This is a genomic window from Peptidiphaga sp. (assembly GCF_057238965.1).
The window spans coordinates 1-17,109 of the sequence record NZ_DBHHEV010000052.1 but is presented as its reverse complement, the minus strand read 5'-3'; the positions used below and the strand labels follow the sequence as shown (position 1 = coordinate 17,109).

14 protein-coding genes and 1 pseudogene are annotated in these 17,109 nt (G+C 64.0%); 11 read left to right on the top strand and 4 right to left on the bottom strand.

Going from position 1 to position 17,109, the window contains the following annotated elements; translation table 11 throughout:
* Nucleotides 1-202: 202 nt before the first annotated feature.
* Nucleotides 203-1,063, bottom strand: coding sequence for a glyoxalase III HchA (hchA, locus tag ACO48X_RS07335; RefSeq protein ID WP_485001435.1), 861 nt, complete (start codon nt 1,061-1,063; stop codon nt 203-205).
* A 387-nt stretch (nt 1,064-1,450) separates the two neighbouring features.
* Between hchA and thrS the strand changes: the two genes are divergently transcribed.
* From thrS to ACO48X_RS07290, 9 genes and pseudogenes are all read left to right on the top strand, one after another.
* On the top strand, nt 1,451-3,541 hold the full coding sequence (gene thrS / locus ACO48X_RS07330; RefSeq protein WP_485001437.1) for a threonine--tRNA ligase: 2,091 nt from the start codon (nt 1,451-1,453) through the stop codon (nt 3,539-3,541).
* Nucleotides 3,538-4,069 (top strand): annotated as a pseudogene (locus ACO48X_RS07325) (HIT family protein); the annotation flags it as partial. The gene thrS and the pseudogene ACO48X_RS07325, both read left to right, overlap by 4 nt.
* A gap of 76 nt (nt 4,070-4,145) precedes the next feature.
* Nucleotides 4,146-4,772 carry a phosphatidylinositol phosphate synthase gene (gene pgsA / locus ACO48X_RS07320; RefSeq protein ID WP_485001434.1) on the top strand — a complete coding sequence of 209 codons (627 nt, stop codon included), beginning with the start codon at nt 4,146-4,148 and terminating at the stop codon, nt 4,770-4,772.
* 1 nt (nt 4,773) lies between these two features.
* On the top strand, nt 4,774-5,895 hold the full coding sequence (locus tag ACO48X_RS07315; RefSeq protein WP_485001433.1) for a phosphatidylinositol mannoside acyltransferase: 1,122 nt from the start codon (nt 4,774-4,776) through the stop codon (nt 5,893-5,895).
* A gap of 19 nt (nt 5,896-5,914) precedes the next feature.
* Nucleotides 5,915-7,042: a glycosyltransferase family 4 protein gene (locus ACO48X_RS07310; protein WP_485001432.1), complete on the top strand. Its 1,128-nt coding sequence runs from the start codon at nt 5,915-5,917 to the stop codon at nt 7,040-7,042.
* Nucleotides 7,039-7,608, top strand: coding sequence for a hypothetical protein (locus tag ACO48X_RS07305; protein ID WP_485001431.1), 570 nt, complete (start codon nt 7,039-7,041; stop codon nt 7,606-7,608). Before ACO48X_RS07310 ends, ACO48X_RS07305 begins: the two co-directional genes overlap by 4 nt.
* 8 nt (nt 7,609-7,616) lie before the next feature.
* Entirely contained in the window at nt 7,617-9,176 is a 1,560-nt protein-coding gene (locus ACO48X_RS07300; RefSeq protein WP_485001430.1) for a PrsW family intramembrane metalloprotease, read from the top strand.
* Nucleotides 9,163-9,888, top strand: coding sequence for an NUDIX hydrolase (locus ACO48X_RS07295; protein ID WP_485001429.1), 726 nt, complete (start codon nt 9,163-9,165; stop codon nt 9,886-9,888). The genes ACO48X_RS07300 and ACO48X_RS07295 overlap by 14 nt, the downstream gene beginning before the upstream one ends.
* 87 nt (nt 9,889-9,975) lie before the next feature.
* On the top strand, nt 9,976-11,988 hold the full coding sequence (locus ACO48X_RS07290) for a PrsW family intramembrane metalloprotease (protein WP_485001428.1): 2,013 nt from the start codon (nt 9,976-9,978) through the stop codon (nt 11,986-11,988).
* Between the two features lie 545 nt (nt 11,989-12,533).
* Here ACO48X_RS07290 and ACO48X_RS07285 read toward each other — a convergent pair.
* From ACO48X_RS07285 to ACO48X_RS07275, 3 genes are all read right to left on the bottom strand, one after another.
* Nucleotides 12,534-12,824, bottom strand: coding sequence for a response regulator FrzS (locus ACO48X_RS07285; RefSeq protein WP_485001427.1), 291 nt, complete (start codon nt 12,822-12,824; stop codon nt 12,534-12,536).
* Nucleotides 12,825-12,926: 102 nt separating this feature from the next.
* Nucleotides 12,927-13,682: a hypothetical protein gene (locus ACO48X_RS07280; RefSeq protein WP_485001426.1), complete on the bottom strand. Its 756-nt coding sequence runs from the start codon at nt 13,680-13,682 to the stop codon at nt 12,927-12,929.
* Nucleotides 13,683-13,721: 39 nt separating this feature from the next.
* Nucleotides 13,722-14,987, bottom strand: a complete 1,266-nt coding sequence (locus ACO48X_RS07275; protein WP_485001425.1) for an alpha/beta hydrolase — start codon at nt 14,985-14,987, stop codon at nt 13,722-13,724.
* A 939-nt stretch (nt 14,988-15,926) separates the two neighbouring features.
* On the opposite strand from ACO48X_RS07275, the gene ACO48X_RS07270 reads away from it, so the two are divergent.
* Entirely contained in the window at nt 15,927-16,685 is a 759-nt protein-coding gene (locus ACO48X_RS07270; protein ID WP_485001436.1) for a YebC/PmpR family DNA-binding transcriptional regulator, read from the top strand.
* A gap of 1 nt (nt 16,686) precedes the next feature.
* A partial coding sequence (locus ACO48X_RS07265; RefSeq protein ID WP_485001424.1) for a crossover junction endodeoxyribonuclease RuvC occupies nt 16,687-17,109 on the top strand: 423 nt, incomplete at its 3' end.

Sequence of the window (17,109 nt, the reverse complement as noted above, 5' to 3'; positions counted from 1 at the left end):
GCGCTTCCCTGACACGGAAGAGGTCACTGGTTCGATCCCAGTATCGCCCACCACGGCCCCGGAGCAATCCGGGGTTTTTGCATATGCGGTCCGACGCCGAAACGCCGGGCCGCTCGAAACCGCCGGATCGCTCGAAACCCGCCGACCTCCTCCGTGCACGGTTTCCCGAAGCCGACCTGCCGACCTTTCTCAGCCGCGCCTTTCAGACTTCGTAAGCCTTGCCGGTGAGAGTCTCGACGGCAAGGCGGCCCAAGGCGTTGGCGGCCAGCGGACTGTCGCCGGTCAGGAGGAGGCGGTCCCGATGGGTCTGCCCGCTCACGCCTTCGTTGACGATCGTCAGCCCCTGCCGCCTGAGGCGCTCGCCCAGCTTCCATGTGAGCCGGCCGGGCAGATAGCCGCTCTCCACGAGGGCGCCGACGTCGAACGAATCAGGGAACGCGCACAGGGAATAGCCGGCGAAATAGGAGGCGCCGCCCTCGTCCACCGCGGCGCACAGCGCTGCGGGCCCATGGCATAGAGCGATGACCGGCCGCTTGTTTTCCAGCGCCCAGACGAGGACGTCTCTGACAGCTCGGCTGTCGGGAATGCCGCCGCCCATGGCGCCGTGACCTCCCGGAACGAAGACGGCGGCGTAGTCTGAATCGGGGCCGAGCTCGGCGGCGACGTCCGCGAGGCGACGGGGCTTGAGCAACGCCGGGAGAAGCTCCTCGTAGCCCGCCTTGACCGCCTCGTCTTCCGCTGGCATCGCCCACATCTCCAACTTTGCCATGTTCCCGGAGAGGGTTGCGACCTCGATTTCGTAGCCGGCCGCCCGCAGGTGCATGAGCGGCACCAGCGTTTCGACGGGGTGGTTTCCGGTGGAGAAGAGTCCGCCGTCGGTGGGCAGATAACGCTCGTCGACGGCGATCGTGAGAATCTTGCGGGGCCCGGAGGCAACTCGCGGCGCTCCGGCCGCGCCGTCGAAATCGGTTTTCTTGGACACGGATTGTTCGATCGAATAGTCCGAGGGGAAGAATGCGTTGTGTTCGGCCCGATCGGGGACGGGAGCCTTTGAAACTGACATGCGTCGACCTTTCGTTGAGGCGGAATCGGACGCTTAATGGCGCCTGACGTTTGGGTTGGATGGAAGGCGAAGTCTCTCGCAATGGACTTGCCCTGCAGGGCTCGCAATGAACTCGCCCTGCAAGGCTCGAAATGGACTCGCTCAAGCAAAGCTACGTCATCGCCGTCGTCGTTTCGAGCAAATTGCCGCTCTGTTCTTCGACAGCGATAGAGCTTTTCAACCGATCGGTTTCATGCAGGCGATTTGGGCGCCCGTCGCCCTCTTCACGCCGTCCGTCCGCTCTCGGCGGGTAGTATTGAGCCTGCGTGCCCGGTATGTGCGCTCAATTTTGACGTTTAAGGAGTATACGTGCCCGTCAACCTGTCAATCGACGGAAATGCAACGGCCATCGAAGGGCCGCGTTCGGGGATTGAGTTCTTCGCCGACCGCAAGAACGTCGTCGCCCTGAGGGTCGACGGCGAACTCAAGGACCTGGCGACGGATCTCGCGTCCCTTCCCGAGGGCGCCGTCGTCGAAGGCGTCGACGTTTCAAGCGACGACGGTTTGAACATCCTCCGCCATTCGACCGCTCACGTCCTCGCACAGGCGGTCCAGCAGATCTTTCCCGACGCCAACCTCGGAATCGGCCCGTTTATAGCGGACGGTTTCTATTACGATTTCGGGAACATCGACGCCGTGACGCCCGAGCTTCTGCGCGACCTGGAAAAGCGGATGAAGCGGATCGTCAAGGAGGGGCAGACTTTCCGCCGCCGCGAGATCGCGGACGCCGACGCGGCCGCCGAACTGGCCGGCCAGCCCTACAAACTCGAGCTCGTCGGCACGAAGGGCGCCGGGGCCGAGGGCGCCTCCGTCGAAGTCGGCGGGGCCGCACTGACGATGTACGACAATTGCTCGCGCGACGGCTCCGTCGTGTGGACCGACCTGTGCCGCGGCCCGCACCTGCCTTCCACGCGTCTCATTGGGAACGGGTTTGCGCTGACGAAGGCCTCCGCCGCGTACTGGAAGGGCGACCAGGCGGGCGACCGACTCCAGCGGATCTACGGAACGGCGTGGCCCACGAAGGACGAACTCGCCGCCTACCAAAAGCGCGTCGCCGAGGCCGAACGACGCGACCACCGTCGCCTGGGCGCCGAGCTCGACCTCTTCTCCTTCCCCGAGGAAATAGGGCCGGGCCTCGTCGTATTCCACCCCAAAGGCGGCATCTTGCGCCACGTCGTCGAATCGCATGTGATCCGGCGGCACCTCGAGGAAGGCTTCGACTTCGTCCACACCCCTGAGATCTCAAAGGGCGGGCTCTTCCACACGTCGGGCCACCTTCCGTACTATGCGGACACGATGTTCCCGCCCATGAAGGTCGACGAGGAGCGCGGCGCCGACGGCGAAGTGACGAGGGCGGGCCAAGATTACTACCTCAAGGCCATGAACTGCCCCATGCACAATCTTGTTTTCCGCTCCCGCGGGCGCTCGTATCGCGAGCTGCCGCTGCGTTTCTTCGAGATGGGCCACGACTACCGCTACGAGAAGTCGGGAGTGGTCCACGGGCTCACCCGCATGCGCGGCTTCACCCAGGACGATTCCCATACGTACTGCACCCCGGAGCAGGCCAAGGGGGAAATAGAGATGCTTCTCAATTTCTTCTTGGACATTCTGCGCGATTTCGGGCTGACGGACTTCTACCTCGAGCTCTCCACCCGCGACGAGGGGAAGAAGAAGGACAAATTCATCGGCTCGGACGAAGACTGGGCGGCTGCGACCCGCATCCTCGAGGAAGCCTGTGCGGCCACCGGGCTCGACCTCGTTCCCGACCCGGGCGGGGCCGCGTTCTACGGGCCAAAGGTCTCGGTGCAGGTCAAGGACGCGCTCGGCCGCACATGGCAGATGTCGACGGTGCAATACGACTTCAACCAGCCTGAGCGTTTCGATTTGGAATACACCGCCCCCGACGGTTCGAGGCGAAGGCCGGTCATGATCCACTCCGCGAAACTCGGGTCGGTCGAACGTTTCATCGGCGTCCTCACCGAGCACTACGCAGGAGCCTTCCCCGCGTGGCTCGCCCCGGTCCAGGCGCGGCTCGTCCCCGTTGCGGAGGCCTTCAACCCCTACTGCCAAGAAGTTGCGGCCAAGCTCCGAGCCGCGGGAATCAGGGTCGACGTCGATCTGTCCGACGACCGTTTCGGCAAGAAAATCCGCAATGCGGCCAAGGAGAAGATCCCGTTCACCCTCATCGCCGGCGGAGAGGACGCGGAGGCGGAGGCCGTTTCCTTCCGTTACCGCGACGGGCATCAGGAGAACGGCGTTTCCGTGGACGAGGCGGTGGCCCACATCGGCCGGGTCGTCGCCCTCAGGGTCAACGACCCGGCTCGCGAGCGTCTGGTTGAGGAGTCCGGGGGAGGGGAAAAATCGGGCGAAGGCGCGAAGGGCAAGCCGGCCGAAGGCGGGGCCTGTGCCGAGGGCCCGTCCGGGGGAGGGAGTCGATGACTGGCGGCCTGGTTTCCTCGGAAAGCCCCGGCCCCTCGGAAAGCCTCGTCGATGCGGCGGGCCTTCCCGGAATCCGGGACGGTTTCGAGCGTCTGTGGACGCCGCATCGCGCGGCGTACGTCTCAGGCGCCGCCAAGCCCGATAAAACGGGAGAATGCCCCTTTTGCGTCGCGCCGTCTCTGGACGACGCGGAGGCCCTCGTCGTCGCCAGGGGCCGCGAGTGCTTCGCCCTTCTCAATCTCTACCCCTACAATTCCGGCCACATTCTGGTGTGCACGTACCGCCACGTCCCGCTCTACTCGGGCGATGGAGGCGTTGGGCGAGGCTCTCCGGCCGGCCGGCTTCAAGCTGGGGATGAACCAGGGTGACGTCGCCGGCGCCGGCATTGCCGCACACATCCATCAGCACATCGTCCCCAGGTGGCTCGGCGACGCCAATTTTCTGCCGATAGTCGCCCAGACGAAGGCGATTCCGGCAATTCTCGCCGACACGAGGAAGGCTGTTTCCGAGGCTTGGTCGCGCATCGACCGCGGCTCGACGGGCGAAGGCTCGCTGCGCGCAGACCCGGCCGGAGAAGATCCGGCGGGCGAAGAAGGGAGCGGAAGTGCTCAGTAGGACGGGCCGCCCATTCGTTCAGACGGTTTTCGGGCCCATCGCGAAGCTTTTTGTCAAGATGGGAGTGAGCGCGGACGCGGTGACTCTCGCGGGCGCCGTCCTCGGCGTGGCGCTGTCGCTCACCCTGCTTCCGACGAATCGCCTCGTCGTCGGCTCTCTCAGCCTGGGAGGGCTCGCCCTGTTCGACAGCATCGACGGGCAAATCGCGCGTTTGACGAACACGTCGTCGAAATGGGGCGCCTTCTTAGACTCGACCCTCGATCGGGTCACCGACGTCGCGATCTTCAGCGGCCTGCTAGCCTGGGCGTATCTGCACGGAGAGAGCGGCGCGATGCGAACCTTCCTCATGATCGGCCTGCTCGCGGCCATGGGGACGGGATCCGTTGTGCCATACGCCAGAGCGCGGGCCGAAGGCCTCGGAATGACCGCCTCGGTGGGGATCGCCGAAAGGGCGGACAGGCTGGTCATCATCCTCTTCAGCGCCCTCTTTGTGGGCCTCGGGCTGCCGCAGTGGATTCTTCTCGCCTCGGCCTGGTACCTGACGGCCGCCGGCCTTGTCACGGTCGTCCAAAGGATGGCTGTCGTCTACCGACAGGCCCACGAAACGGCGGAGTGACATGGACGCCGTTCGCCTCTTCCGCTTCGCCGACGCCGCCGTGGGCGCCCTGCCGGAGGCCCTCGGCAGGGCCGTTTTCGACGCGGTGGGAACCGTCGCGGGGACGCTCCCAAGCGCGGGGGTCCGCAGGCTTCGCGCGAACCAGGCGAGGATTCGCCCGGGAATGACGCCCCGGCAGAGCCGGGCATTGGCCAGGCGGGCCATGCGTTCGTATATGCGCTACTACTACGAGGCGCTGAGACTGCCGCGCATGGGCAGGGAGCAGATACGCGCGAGAGTGCGAATCGACAACAGCGAGTGGCTGCGCGAGAAATTCGCTGAAGGACAGGCCGCCGCCGCGGCCCTCATGCATTCGGGAAACTGGGATCTGGCGGGGGCGTGGGCTGAAATCGACCTCGTCCACGTCCACACCCTGGCCGAAAAGCTCGAGCCGCAGGAACTCTACGATTTCTTTGTCGGGTACCGCACCGCCGTGGGAATGTCCGTCTATCCCGCCGGAGCCGGGGCGATCCACCGGATCGAAGAAGCGATGCGCGAGGGCGCCTGCCTGGCGCCGATCCTGGCCGACCGCGACCTGACGGCCAGCGGCGTCGAAGTCAAGTTTTTCGGCTGCGCTATGCTGGTGGCGGCCGGGCCCGCGCTGCTCGCGCAGAGGGTCGGCGTCCCCGTCTATCCGGTTTTCTCCTTCTACGAGAAGATTTCCGGGGGACGACGCCGCCGCGCGGGCACGCGGTGGGGAATGCGCCTGCTCGTCGGCGAACCGGTTTGCGCGCGCACGGACGCCTCCTCTCCGAGCGACGAACGCGCGGCCGACATAGCTCGAATGAGCCAGGAGTGGATCTCCCAATTCGAGCCCTGGGTGAGCGAGCGCCTCGAGGACTGGCACATGCTCCAGAAGGTCTTCGTCGAGGATCTCGATCCCGAGCGCCTCGCCCGAACTCGCCGTCGGGCCGCCGAGGCCGTCAGAGCGCAGCCGAAAGACGCGAAGGCGTTTGCGACAGGCCATGAGCCGCCTTCGGAGGCCGACAATGCGCCGACGTCGGCGGGGGCGTTTGCGGAAGGAAAGAAGACGGCCGCGACGGGCGCAGGCGACGCCGTCGCCGAATCGGAGGCCCGCCTGTGAGAAGTGTGGAGAATCGACCGTGAGAATAGGAATCGCATGCCCTTACTCGTGGGACGTCCCCGGCGGGGTCGGCGTCCACATCCGGGATCTCGCCGAGGAGCTCCTCCGCCGCGGGCACGACGTCGGAGTGGTCGCCCCGTCCGAGGCGAAGTCCCCGATTCCCGACTATCTCACTCCGACGGGGTCGGCCATCTCGATTCCGTACAACGGCTCGATCGCCAGGCTCGCCTTCGGCCCGCGCGTCAACCGCGAGGTGCGCGCCTGGCTGAGGGGCGGCGGCTTCGACGTCGTCCATGTCCACGAGCCCTTCGTTCCCTCGGTGTCGATGCTTGCGCTCATGAGCGCCGAGTGCCCGGTTGTCTCGACGTTTCACACGGCCATGGACCGTTCGAGGGCCTTCGAAGTCTTCACGCCCGTGCTGCGCCCGGTGCTCGAAAAAATCCAGGCGAGGATCGCGGTCTCCCAGGAGGCCCGGCGCACGGCCGTCCAATACCTGGGGGGCGACGCCTTCGTCATACCGAACGGCGTCTACACTCGCCAGTTCGTCGAAGCGGCGCGGGACGGGCGCTTTACAGGAACGCCTGACCGCCCGACCCTCGGATTCCTCGGGAGAATAGACGAGCCTCGCAAGGGGCTTCCCGTGGTTGCCCGAGCTTTCCCGGCCGTCCGCGAGGCGTTTCCAGGCGTCCGCCTTTTCGTCGCGGGACGGGGAGACATCGACGAGGCCAGGCGGCTTTTCGGCCCGCACGCCGAGGCCGTGGAGTTCCTCGGAGGCGTCTCCGACGCAGACAAGGCGGCCCTTCTTTCCTCCGTGGACGTCTATCTCGCTCCGAACACCGGGGGAGAGTCCTTCGGAATCATCCTCGTCGAGGCGATGAGCGCCGGAAGCTTCGTCGTCGCCTCGGACATTCCCGCGTTCAGGGCCGTCTTGGGCAACGGAGCCTTCGGATCGCAATTCGCCAACGAGGACCCGGACGGCTTGGCCGCCGCGGTCGTCGAGGCCATAGCCGATCCGGCCAAACGGGCCTCTGTCACAGCCTCCGCCCAGGAAGAGGCCGGAAGATACGACTGGCACACAGTCGCCTCGCAGATCTACGCGGTATACGAAACCGCCGTTCGCACGGCCGGAATGGAGGTGGAGGATTGAATCTCCCGTCGCTTCTCGCCGTAGCGTGCGTTCTGGCGGGCCTGCTCATCGTCTATCTCACGCTCGCGGCTCGCCGCCTCGACCGGCTTCATCAGACCGTCGTCAAATCTCGCAGGGCCCTCGAGCTCGCTCTCCACGCCAGGGCGGAGTACGCCCGGGAGTTCGCGGCCGAGGGCGGGTTGGACGTCGCCGCATCCATCCTTTTGACCGATGCGGCGGACGCCTGCCTGCGCGAGGGCATCAATCCGATCGTCGACGACGGCCTGGACGGCCTTCCGCTCGACGTCGCCCGAGGCGCGGCCTCCGACCGACGGACGATCGAATCCTCCATGTCGCGAACGCTCAGGCTCACGGTAGACGAGCTCGAAGAAGAAGACGTCTCGGCCGAGTCCAAACCGCTTCTCGACAAACTTTCCCGAGCCCGCCTCGACGTGCGCCTTACCCGAACGTTCCACAATTCGCACGTCGATCAGATACGGCGTGTTCGCAGATCCTTTTACGTTCGGCTTTTCTTCCTTGCAGGGCGGGCTCCGACGCCCGCCACCGTGGACATCGACGATGAGTGAGGGGTTGCGTGACAGACCAGTTCATCCCACAGGATCCTCCAGTTTCCGGCTCGCCCGAGTCTGAGGCGATTGACGAACCGGAGACGTCCCCGGTCTCCGAGGCCGCCCCCGGTTTCGGCTTGCCCGAGTCCGAGGCGATTGACGACGAGCCTCGGAAACTCGTCGAGCCGGACGGCGGGGCCGCCGCCGTCCCGGATGAGACGAAGGGGCCCGTACAATTTCCGCCGAGTCAAGCCGATGCCGGGGCGCCGCCTTCGCAGCGGCCTCGCCCGGCCCGGCAGGGGCCGCCGGAGGGCCGGGTCGCGCCGGTTCCCAAATGGCGGCTGTCCCCGAACTGGTCGTGGCAGACGCTTGTGGCATGCGTGATTTTGGTCGGGGTTACCGTCGTCGCCCTCACTCTCGCCTTCGGGCTGATCAAGGACCAGACCCAGGCGCTGTTCGACTACGCTTCGCGCAGCTCCGGCCACAAGTACGAAGAGGATGTCCCGTACCCGCTTCTCATCTGCCTTGCGCTGGTCCCTGCCGTGGTGATCGGCGCCGCCGTGTGGTTCATCGACCGCTGGGAGCCAGAGCCGGTCGTCATGTACGTGATCGCCATAGGATGGGGCGCCGGGGTCTCCGTGCTGGTCTCATTCGACGGCAACGGGTGGTGGTCGCAGCGCGTCCTCGGCATGGCGGCGAACAGCGCCCAGTACGACGTTATGACGAAAGCCGTGGGCGCGGCGATCATCGAGGAGTCCGCCAAAGGCCTCGGACTGCTCGTCATATTCTTCGCGCTCAACAAGTACGTCAACGGGCCGATGGACGGCCTCGTCTACGGCCTCCTTGTTGGGATGGGCTTCGCCTTCACCGAGAACATCCTCTATTTCGCCAGGGCCTCGGTGGCCGAGACCGTGGGCGGCTCCGTGGACCTCTCCGGCATGGAGACGTGGACGATAGGCTCCCTTTTCTTCGCCCGGGCGATTCTCACGCCGCTCGTCCATCCGCTTGCGACCGCCATCACGGGTCTGTTCGTCGGCTTGGCCACGACGTCGCGAAAGCCCTACGTCGCGATCGTCCCCATGGCGATCGTCGGCTGCGCGCTGGCCGCCTTGCTGCACGGCCTCCACAATCACTCCTCAATCAAACGATTCGCCGACGAGCCGGCAACGCGCATGATGCTCCAGCTTCCCGTCTACATCGGCGCGGCCGTCCTCATTTACTTCGTCGCGGGGATGCAGCGGCGAGACGTCCACAGGGGCCTCGTCGAATACTCGCAGGCGGGGTGGCTCAGCGCCAACGAGGTGCGCATGGTCATGAGCCTCGTCAACCGCCGGAAGGCCCGCCTGTGGGCGGGAGCGTCCGCGGCCGAACTGGGCAGAACCGTCGAAGCGGGAAGCAAGGCCATGCGCTCCTTCCAAAACGAGCTCATTCACCTCGGGTACACGAGGAGCATCAACGTTCAGCGGCGCACCGCGCACACGGAGCAGGTCCGGCGCAAGGAGGCCGAGCGCTTGGAGTACATCACCGAATTGCGCAGAGTGTTCACGACGCCGGCGAAAGGCCAGGCCCAGCATGCCGGGATCTGAAGCGACGGGCGGAAGCGGGAACATGCCGCCGTTTGAGGGGGCGGGCGACGGTGCCGACGCGCCTGGAACGGATCGGGCGAACAGCGTCGTCAATCCGCCGGAACTCCGGGGGATGAGGGTCGAAAAGGGCGTGGGCCGCGCGGGGGAGCCGTCGGGCAAGGTCCGCGACAGCTGGCTCGACGAGTGGTCTCCGGACGCCGACGGCGTTCCCCATAGGCGGGCTGCGCGCGTCGTCGTCTTCGATCCCGAGGGGCGCGTTCTTCTCGTGCACGGCCACGACTTCGACGACGTCGACCATTCATGGTGGTTCACCGTGGGCGGCGGTTTGGGCGAGGAAGGGCCCCGCGAGGGCGCCGTGCGCGAACTGCGCGAGGAGACCGGCGTAAGCGCCGACCCCTCGCGGCTCGTCGGGCCGGTGCTGTTGCGCAGCGACGAGTTTCGGTTTGCCGCGCGAACCGTGAGGCAAGACGAAGTGTTTTTCGTCCTCGCGGTGAGCGGGGAAGAGGCGCGTTCGGCCAGGCCCGGGTACGATCTGACGGCCGCGGAGCGGGAGACGCTCGACGAGTTTCGGTGGTGGCGCCCGGCGGAGATCCGCGAGGCCGAAGCAAAGGGCGAGACCTTCTATCCTGCGGGGCTGTCCGACTTGATCGAGACATGGTGGCCCGAATGGGACGGAATCGTCAGAAATGTCACGGACAGGGCGCTGGAGTAGGGGTCATCTCCCCCAGGACCTCCCCAGAGTCGCGTGGGCTTTCCTTCCCAGATTAGGATGCACGGTGGAACGTTGAAAGGAATGGACGTGGCTCAACATCAGCAGTACGCGCTGGGCGGGCGGATTCCCGCCCAGCTGTATCCCCAGAGCTCCGGAAACATGCGCCCCCCGGCCTACCCGCAAGGGTACGGACAGGTAAAGGCCCAGCCTCGGCGCCTCAACCTTCCCGGGCGATGGACGCCGGGTTCGCTCGTCTTCGCAATATGCATCATCGTGCTTGCCGTGATGGCGATCATTGTCTCGTTCGAGCTCATCAACGACATGATCGAAGAGCAATACCAGTCTCTGGGCGAGGAGGCCTCTCAGAAGTTTGAGAACACCACGAGCATCCTCAAGCTTACGATCGTCGCGCTCATCCCGCTTCTTGTCATCATCGCCCTGGTCCGATGGATCGACAGATGGGAGCCCGAGCCCATCCTCTTCTACGTCCTCTCTCTCGGCTGGGGCGCCGGCGTCTCCGTCTACCTCGCCTTCGAGGGCAACAAGTGGTGGGCCAAGGAGATGAAGAAATGGCTGCTCGAGAACCGTCAGCTCAGCCTTCAAGACGGCGGAATACGCAATATAAAAGGCGATGGCGGCCCCCTGCTGTTTGAGATTCTGCAGACTGCGGTCGGAGCCGGCGTCGTCGAAGAGGGGGTCAAGGGCCTCGGGATCCTCCTCATGTTCATTTTCTTGAAGAAGTACATCAACGGGCCCATTGACGGAATGATTTACGGAACGCTCATCGGGGCAGGTTTCGCCTTCACCGAGAACATCCTCTATTTCGCCAAAGCCGACGTCAAAAACACCGTCATAAAGCAAGCCGGGATTGACATGTCTCAGGACGTTTTGGAGCAGACCATAGTCATACGCGCGGTTGCCTCGCCTTTCGTCCATCCCATATGCACGGCGATTACCGGATTGCTCATAGGGCTTGCAGCCACCCAGAGGCTTTCTTCGCTGTTCGTCCTTCCGCTTGGGCTTGCGGGATACGCCATGGCCGCCGGGCTGCACGCGAGCCACAACTTCTCTGCAATCATCCGAATCGCCGAGGACACCTGGACAAGAATCCTCATCCAGATCCCGGTCTACATTTCCGCGATTGCGATGATCATCGTGGTCAAAAATCTCCAACGAACCACCGTCAAACGCGGGATACGCCTGCTCGTCGCCGACGGTTTCATCGGCAAAGAAGACGAGACGATGTTGATGAAGTCCAGCCTGAGGTCGCGGGCCGTCGCCTGGGCGGGCGAGCGTCTCGCGGCGAGCGGGGGAGTGGCTCAAGACGGACGCAAGGCCATGCGGCGGTACCAGAGCGAGCTGCTTCAGGCCGGCTTCTTCAGGGCTCTCCTGGCAGACAACGAAAAGTCCCCGGACCTCGCCGTCATCAAACGCGAACGCGAAAGAATGTCGTTCATTCTGAAATTGCGCAGCGTTTTTCTTCCTTCGACGACGTCGAAGCCCAACGCGGCCCCGGCGTCGGCTCCCGCCCCGATTCAGGCTGCTCCCGCTCCGGCGCACGCCACTCCGGCTCACCCGCAAGCCGTTCCCGCGGCCCGTTCGCAGTCGGCCCCGGCGGGTCAGCCGCAGTCCCCTTCGGGGGGACGTCCTGCGCCGACTCCGGGACGTCCGCAGGCGTCGTCCCCTGGGCGTCCGCAGCGCCATCAGCCCGCGCCCGTCCCGCAGGTTCCTCCGGGGCGAACGCAGCCTCCGCGTCATGTCCAGCCGCAGGCTCAGCCGCGAGGCCAGTCTCAGCCGCAAGGCCAATCTCAGCGGCGAGGCCAATCTCAGCGGCGAGGCCAGTCTCAGCCGCAAGGCCAGTCTCAGCCGCAAGGCCAGTTTCCGCATCAAAGCCAGTCGCAGAATGGAGGCAGTGGACACAACGGCCAGCAGCGTCCCGACGGCCAGCCGCGCCCCCAGGGGCATCCTCAGCAGAACTTGCAGCAGGCTGGCTCCGGCAGCTACCGTCCTCCACAGCAGTCTGACGCGGACTATCCGCCCGCCGCGCCCCCGCCTCAGGGACGGCCGCGGTTCCGTCCCGGCGGAGGCCGGACGCCCTAATCTGATAAACGGAGTCGTACGGGCTAAATTGACCGAGGCCTCGGCAGGCTAAATGGAGTCTTTACCGGCCTAGAGCCGCCTCAGCCAGCTCGGCGGGCCCGAAGAACGCGCCGATTGTTTTTTCTTCGATCCCTCTGGCCGGGGCTGTCTTCGGCATCTGATTGTCGATCGCCCTCTTGCCTCCCGCCAGGTGTGTCGATGCATGCACAAGGCACGGAGTCACTCAATTCATGCCTGCCGTGCGATCCTCGGCCGAGACTGCACTGGCCTAGGATCCGACGGCACCTTGACACCTGAAACCCTGCGGTGAGGAAACCTTCTGGGACAGCCACCTCGAACGCCCGACGCAACCACGTTCCTTGCATCGACCGCTCCGACACCCGCAGACACCATTCCTTCGGCGGCCACTAACCCCCAACAATCTACGAGAAAACAACCACAGCTAAACTCACGGCCTAATACCACCGTATCCACAAAACAGGGACAATTCTGTGGAAGTATATCCCTTGTTCATGGACTCAGACTGACCTTGCGTCGTTGCTGCCCTAGGGTCTGAAAAAACTTCTGCCGGAGTTCTGATCTTGGGATTCGGTAGCGTTGGCAGCATGGACGAGGGCTTCGGAGTGGCTGTCGAGGCGCTTGGAGAAAGTGGTGCGTGCTTTTACAAGCGCGTTGGCGGCGCGTTCTGCCGCGGCGCCCAGGTTTGTTCCCGCGAGTTGGTCGTTGGAGGCACGCACTTCGTCTTCGCTCGACGTGATACGGATGCGTGAGGCGATTTCGGTGACTTCCGTTCCTGCGTGCCTAACGGCGTTTGGGACAATGTACATATCGTTCATTTTTCTCTCCTTCAGATGATTAGTGAGATGGCAAAAGATGCATCAGGTTCGGTGATTGTCATTGTCGAGTTGTCCGAGCTATTGAATGACCGGGCGCCTGAGTTATGGGATGTAGGGGAAGCGTGAGGAGGTCAGGTTGGCTTTCCCGGTTGAAAGGCCGGCTTGTCCGGGGGAAGCTGTTCCGGGCGACGGCGCAGGGGTGTTGCCGTTGGTTTGCGGTGCGTAAGGAGAACCTGGCGTCTGCGGCTGTCCGGTGTCCGAAGGCGGCGCGGCGGTCGGCCAGATTTCGTGGTCGAGGTCGATGGGGTCGCGGCCCGTGGTGCGCAGATGCTCGGGCAAGACCTCGGTGCCGTCGGGCCAGCCTTCCCATTCTCCGCCCTTGGCGCAACCGGTGTTGACGATAATTACCGTGGCTTTGTCGTATCGAATCTCGACGCGCCCGCCGGTGTCGGGGTGGGGGAAGACAGTGATGTGGTCGTTGCGGATTTGCCGCATAGCCGGTTTGTCGTATCCGAGGGGTTTGAGGATCGTGTAGACGCGTTCGACGGCATTCCTCCACTGGGAATCTTTGATTGGCCCGGCAGTGGCAAAGTCCCAGGACTCGGTGACGTACTCGTCGGGGCAGGTCACCGTCGATGACGCCGTTACCTGGGAGTTCTTCTGGGGCGGGTTCCACTGCCCGACGCCGTATTCTTGGGTGAGGAGGCTTTGGATTTTGAGTTCGAGTTGGATGGCGTTGCGCCTGGCCTCGACTAGGGGAACGACCCTGGTGGGCGAAAAGGTCTCTTCCCCCTGGCCGTGTCCGGGTTCGGGAGTGGCGCCGCAAGCGGCCATAACTGCTCCTAAAATTGTTGTCATTGATACGATTCTTTTTCTTTTGCTTGTCAATGGCATTCCTTAGTATTTTAAGGGATCGGACAGAGCCGCGCCCTCGTCGGGAACAGCGACGCCGTTGCCGATGAGGATGCTTCCCTGGTTGTGGGTGGAGGTATACCCCTTGTTCATGTACTCGGAGTGGCCCTCGGACATCTTGTATTCCGTGCCGTCCGGGGCGGTCCACTTATAGCAGCTCCACTGGGTGAATTCTCTGCTTTGGGAGGGGTCACCGCCAAATCTTCCCAGGCGAGCCACGGCGTCCCGCGGGGCGTCGCCGACATTCGTGTGGCCGGGAAGCATGTTGAGGTCCTTGTTGTTCATCGTTGTTGCTCCCGGGGAGCCGGAGACCGCGACGTCGTCTGCGACCGTCGAGTGCTGGAGCGCCCAGCCGGTTGCCGACGATCCGTAGGAATGGCCTGAGGCGACCAGGTGGGGATCCCCGGAGTGGGTGGCCTGGACGGCGTAGAGCATGTCCGCCCCCGACCTGCCGCCCACCTCGACCTGGTGGTCCCCGGCAACCGAGTGATTCGGCGTTGCGATCTCGCCCCAGCGCGGAGCGTCGTAATTGAGGACGGTGATGCCGGCGACTTTCTCGTCGCGTCCGGTTGATTCTAGTTGCGCTTTGCCTTCAGCGAGGACGTTGTCGACGCCGGAGACGCCCGATCCCCAGCCTTTGCCTTTGCCCATGAGGTGGGATTCGACGGTGGCCGTCATTCCCGGGGTGTGAACCATGACGTGGTCGGCGTTGTCAATATCGCCCGAACCGACCGCCGCCCACAGATGGTCCCCTTTTTCCGCGTCTAAGCTTACTAGAGAATGCGAATGACTCGACGATTCCCCAAACTTGCGTTTGACCGACAGTAGGTCGCGATACTTTTCTTGGAGGATCCTTAGCTTTTGTTTCTCCATGTACAACTTGGTTCCGTCTTGGATACCGGTGCCGTGCTCCTCTAAGTAGGCTATGTTCCTCTGCGCTTGTGCGATCCGTTTGTTAATGTCGGAGAGCATGGGGTTGATGCGGCGGCGGTTGGCGCGGTCGCGCACGTCGAAAGGCACGCCCCCGAGGTTGCCGATCCAATCGGGATGCATGACCTCGATCTTCTGACGCTCCTCAACTGACAGCGAGGTCCACCAGTCATTGACCTCCTCAACATTCCACGACGGGTCCGGCTTCGCTGCGCCATGGGAAAGAATCGCGGCGCTCGGCGCCTCTGCCCGCTCTTGAAGGTCCTCAAGGATCTTGTACGCTAACTTCAGCGAGTTGGCGATCGCGAGAAAATCACCCACGATAACTCTATTGCCTTCGGGTAGCTCCATTTGTGAATGTGATGGCGCGTCGTCGCTCATATGTAGAATTTCGTTACCGAAATTGCCAAATTCTCCATTGCGGATCCGACGAACGAAATCGCCGGTTTTCTTCACCAACGCATCGACCGCTTCGGCGATTGCAAGGAACTGGTGTGCCGCGCGTTCGAGTTGTTTCTGCATATCGCCGGCGTCGTCTACAAGCGCCCTGCGCGCCCGCGCCTCGGCCTGCGCATACAAACCTAGAAATTCCTCCGTAAACAGACGATTGAGCACATCGTGGGTAAGTTCGTATTCGCGACTGTCCCTGATTAGCGCGTCGTGAGTTCGCCTCAGTCCATCGCTTTTCCACGATAGAATGTCATCATAGAGCGACAATGATTCTCCCTTTCCTCTTCGATTTGAACTGTCACCATTCTAATGCTGCGTAAACGACTTGTTCTATGGAGAGAGTTTCCCATTCACCTGAGTGTTGGGGAACCTTAGTTCATGTCGCTGTCAGCAGTGAACTTGATTTCTCTTCCGCCTTGATAGCAAGGTGCCTTTCTCTTCCTGGTGAATTGGGCTGTCAGGTCGTCCGTCGGCCCTGTCTCAGGCCGGCCCAGTCCTGGGCCGGCATGGGTTCCGTCCTTTTTCTATGCCGTGAATGCCATGTGGACGGCGATCCTGTCCAGCTCGGGCCCGGTCCTCCTCCTAGGCAAAAGGGTCCTCCTCCTAGGCAAAGGTGCAGAGGCTCCTTCACATGCTGCTGCTGGGCTTGAAACCGGCACCGCTCGTCCCGTCTCCAGTTCGCCTCCGCCGCGAAGCCCTCGGTGACGGAGCGCACCGGCGTCGAAGGCGAAGCGGCCGTTTCGCCCGCGCGGCATTTTGCTGAAGCCGGTAGAATGCCCCTTGGAAAACTACGAAACCGAGGAGAACTCAGTGTCAGGACACTCGAAGTGGGCCACGACCAAGCACAAGAAGGCTGCCAACGACGCCAAGCGAGGCAAACTCTTCGCCCGCTTGATCAAGAACATCGAAGTCGCCGCTCGCACGGGCGGAGGCGACCCCGCGGGCAACCCCACCCTCTTCGACGCCATTCAGAAGGCCAAACGCAACTCGGTTCCGGCGGACAACATCGATCGCGCGGTCAAGCGAGGCTCGGGAGACGGCGCGGACGCGGTCAACTATGAGTCGATCACCTACGAGGGCTACGCCTCGGGCGGCGTCGCCGTCCTCATCGAATGCCTGACGGACAATCGCAACCGCGCCGCGTCCGAAGTGCGCGTCGCCCTGACCCGCAACGGCGGGCAGCTCGCCGACCCCGGCTCGGTGGCCTACATGTTCGCCCGCAAAGGAGTCGTCGAGGTTCCCTCCGAGGGCGTGAGCGAGGACGACGTCCTCGCGGCGGTGCTCGAGGCCGGCGTCGAGGAAGTCGAGGACGAAGGCGAGTCGTTCTCGGTCTACTGCGAGCCCGGCGACGTCGTCGCCGTGCGGTCGGCCCTTCAGGACGCCGGAATCGAATACAACTCCGCCGAGGTCCAGTTCGTCCCCTCCATGAAGGTGGAGGTCGACGCCGAAGGGGCCCGAAAGGCGCTCAAGGTCATCGATGCGCTCGAAGACTGCGACGACGTCCAAAACGTCTTCTCAAACCTCGACATCCCCGAAGCGGTCATGGCCGAGCTGGAGGCCGAGGGCTGACGTGCGCGTGCTCGGCGTCGATCCGGGATTGACCCGGTGCGGAATGGGGACGGTCGATGCCGGGGGTGCCAGGCGAGTGAGCCTGGTCGACATGAGGGTTGTGCGCTCGCCCGCCGAACTGGCCCCGCACAAGCGCCTCCTCATCATCGCCGACGGGCTCCAGGAGGTCATCGACGCCTTCAAGCCCGACGTCGTCGCCGTCGAAAGGGTCTTCGCCCAGTCCAACGTCAGGTCCGTCACCGGCACCGCGCAGGTGGCGGGGATCGTCATGCTTGCGGCGGCGAGGGCGGGATTGCGCCTCGGGATGCACACCCCTTCGGAGGTCAAGGCCGCGGTGACCGGGAGCGGGCGCGCGGACAAGCGTCAGGTGCAGGTCATGGTTCAACGGATTCTCGGGCTTGCGAGCCTTCCGCGGCCCGCCGAC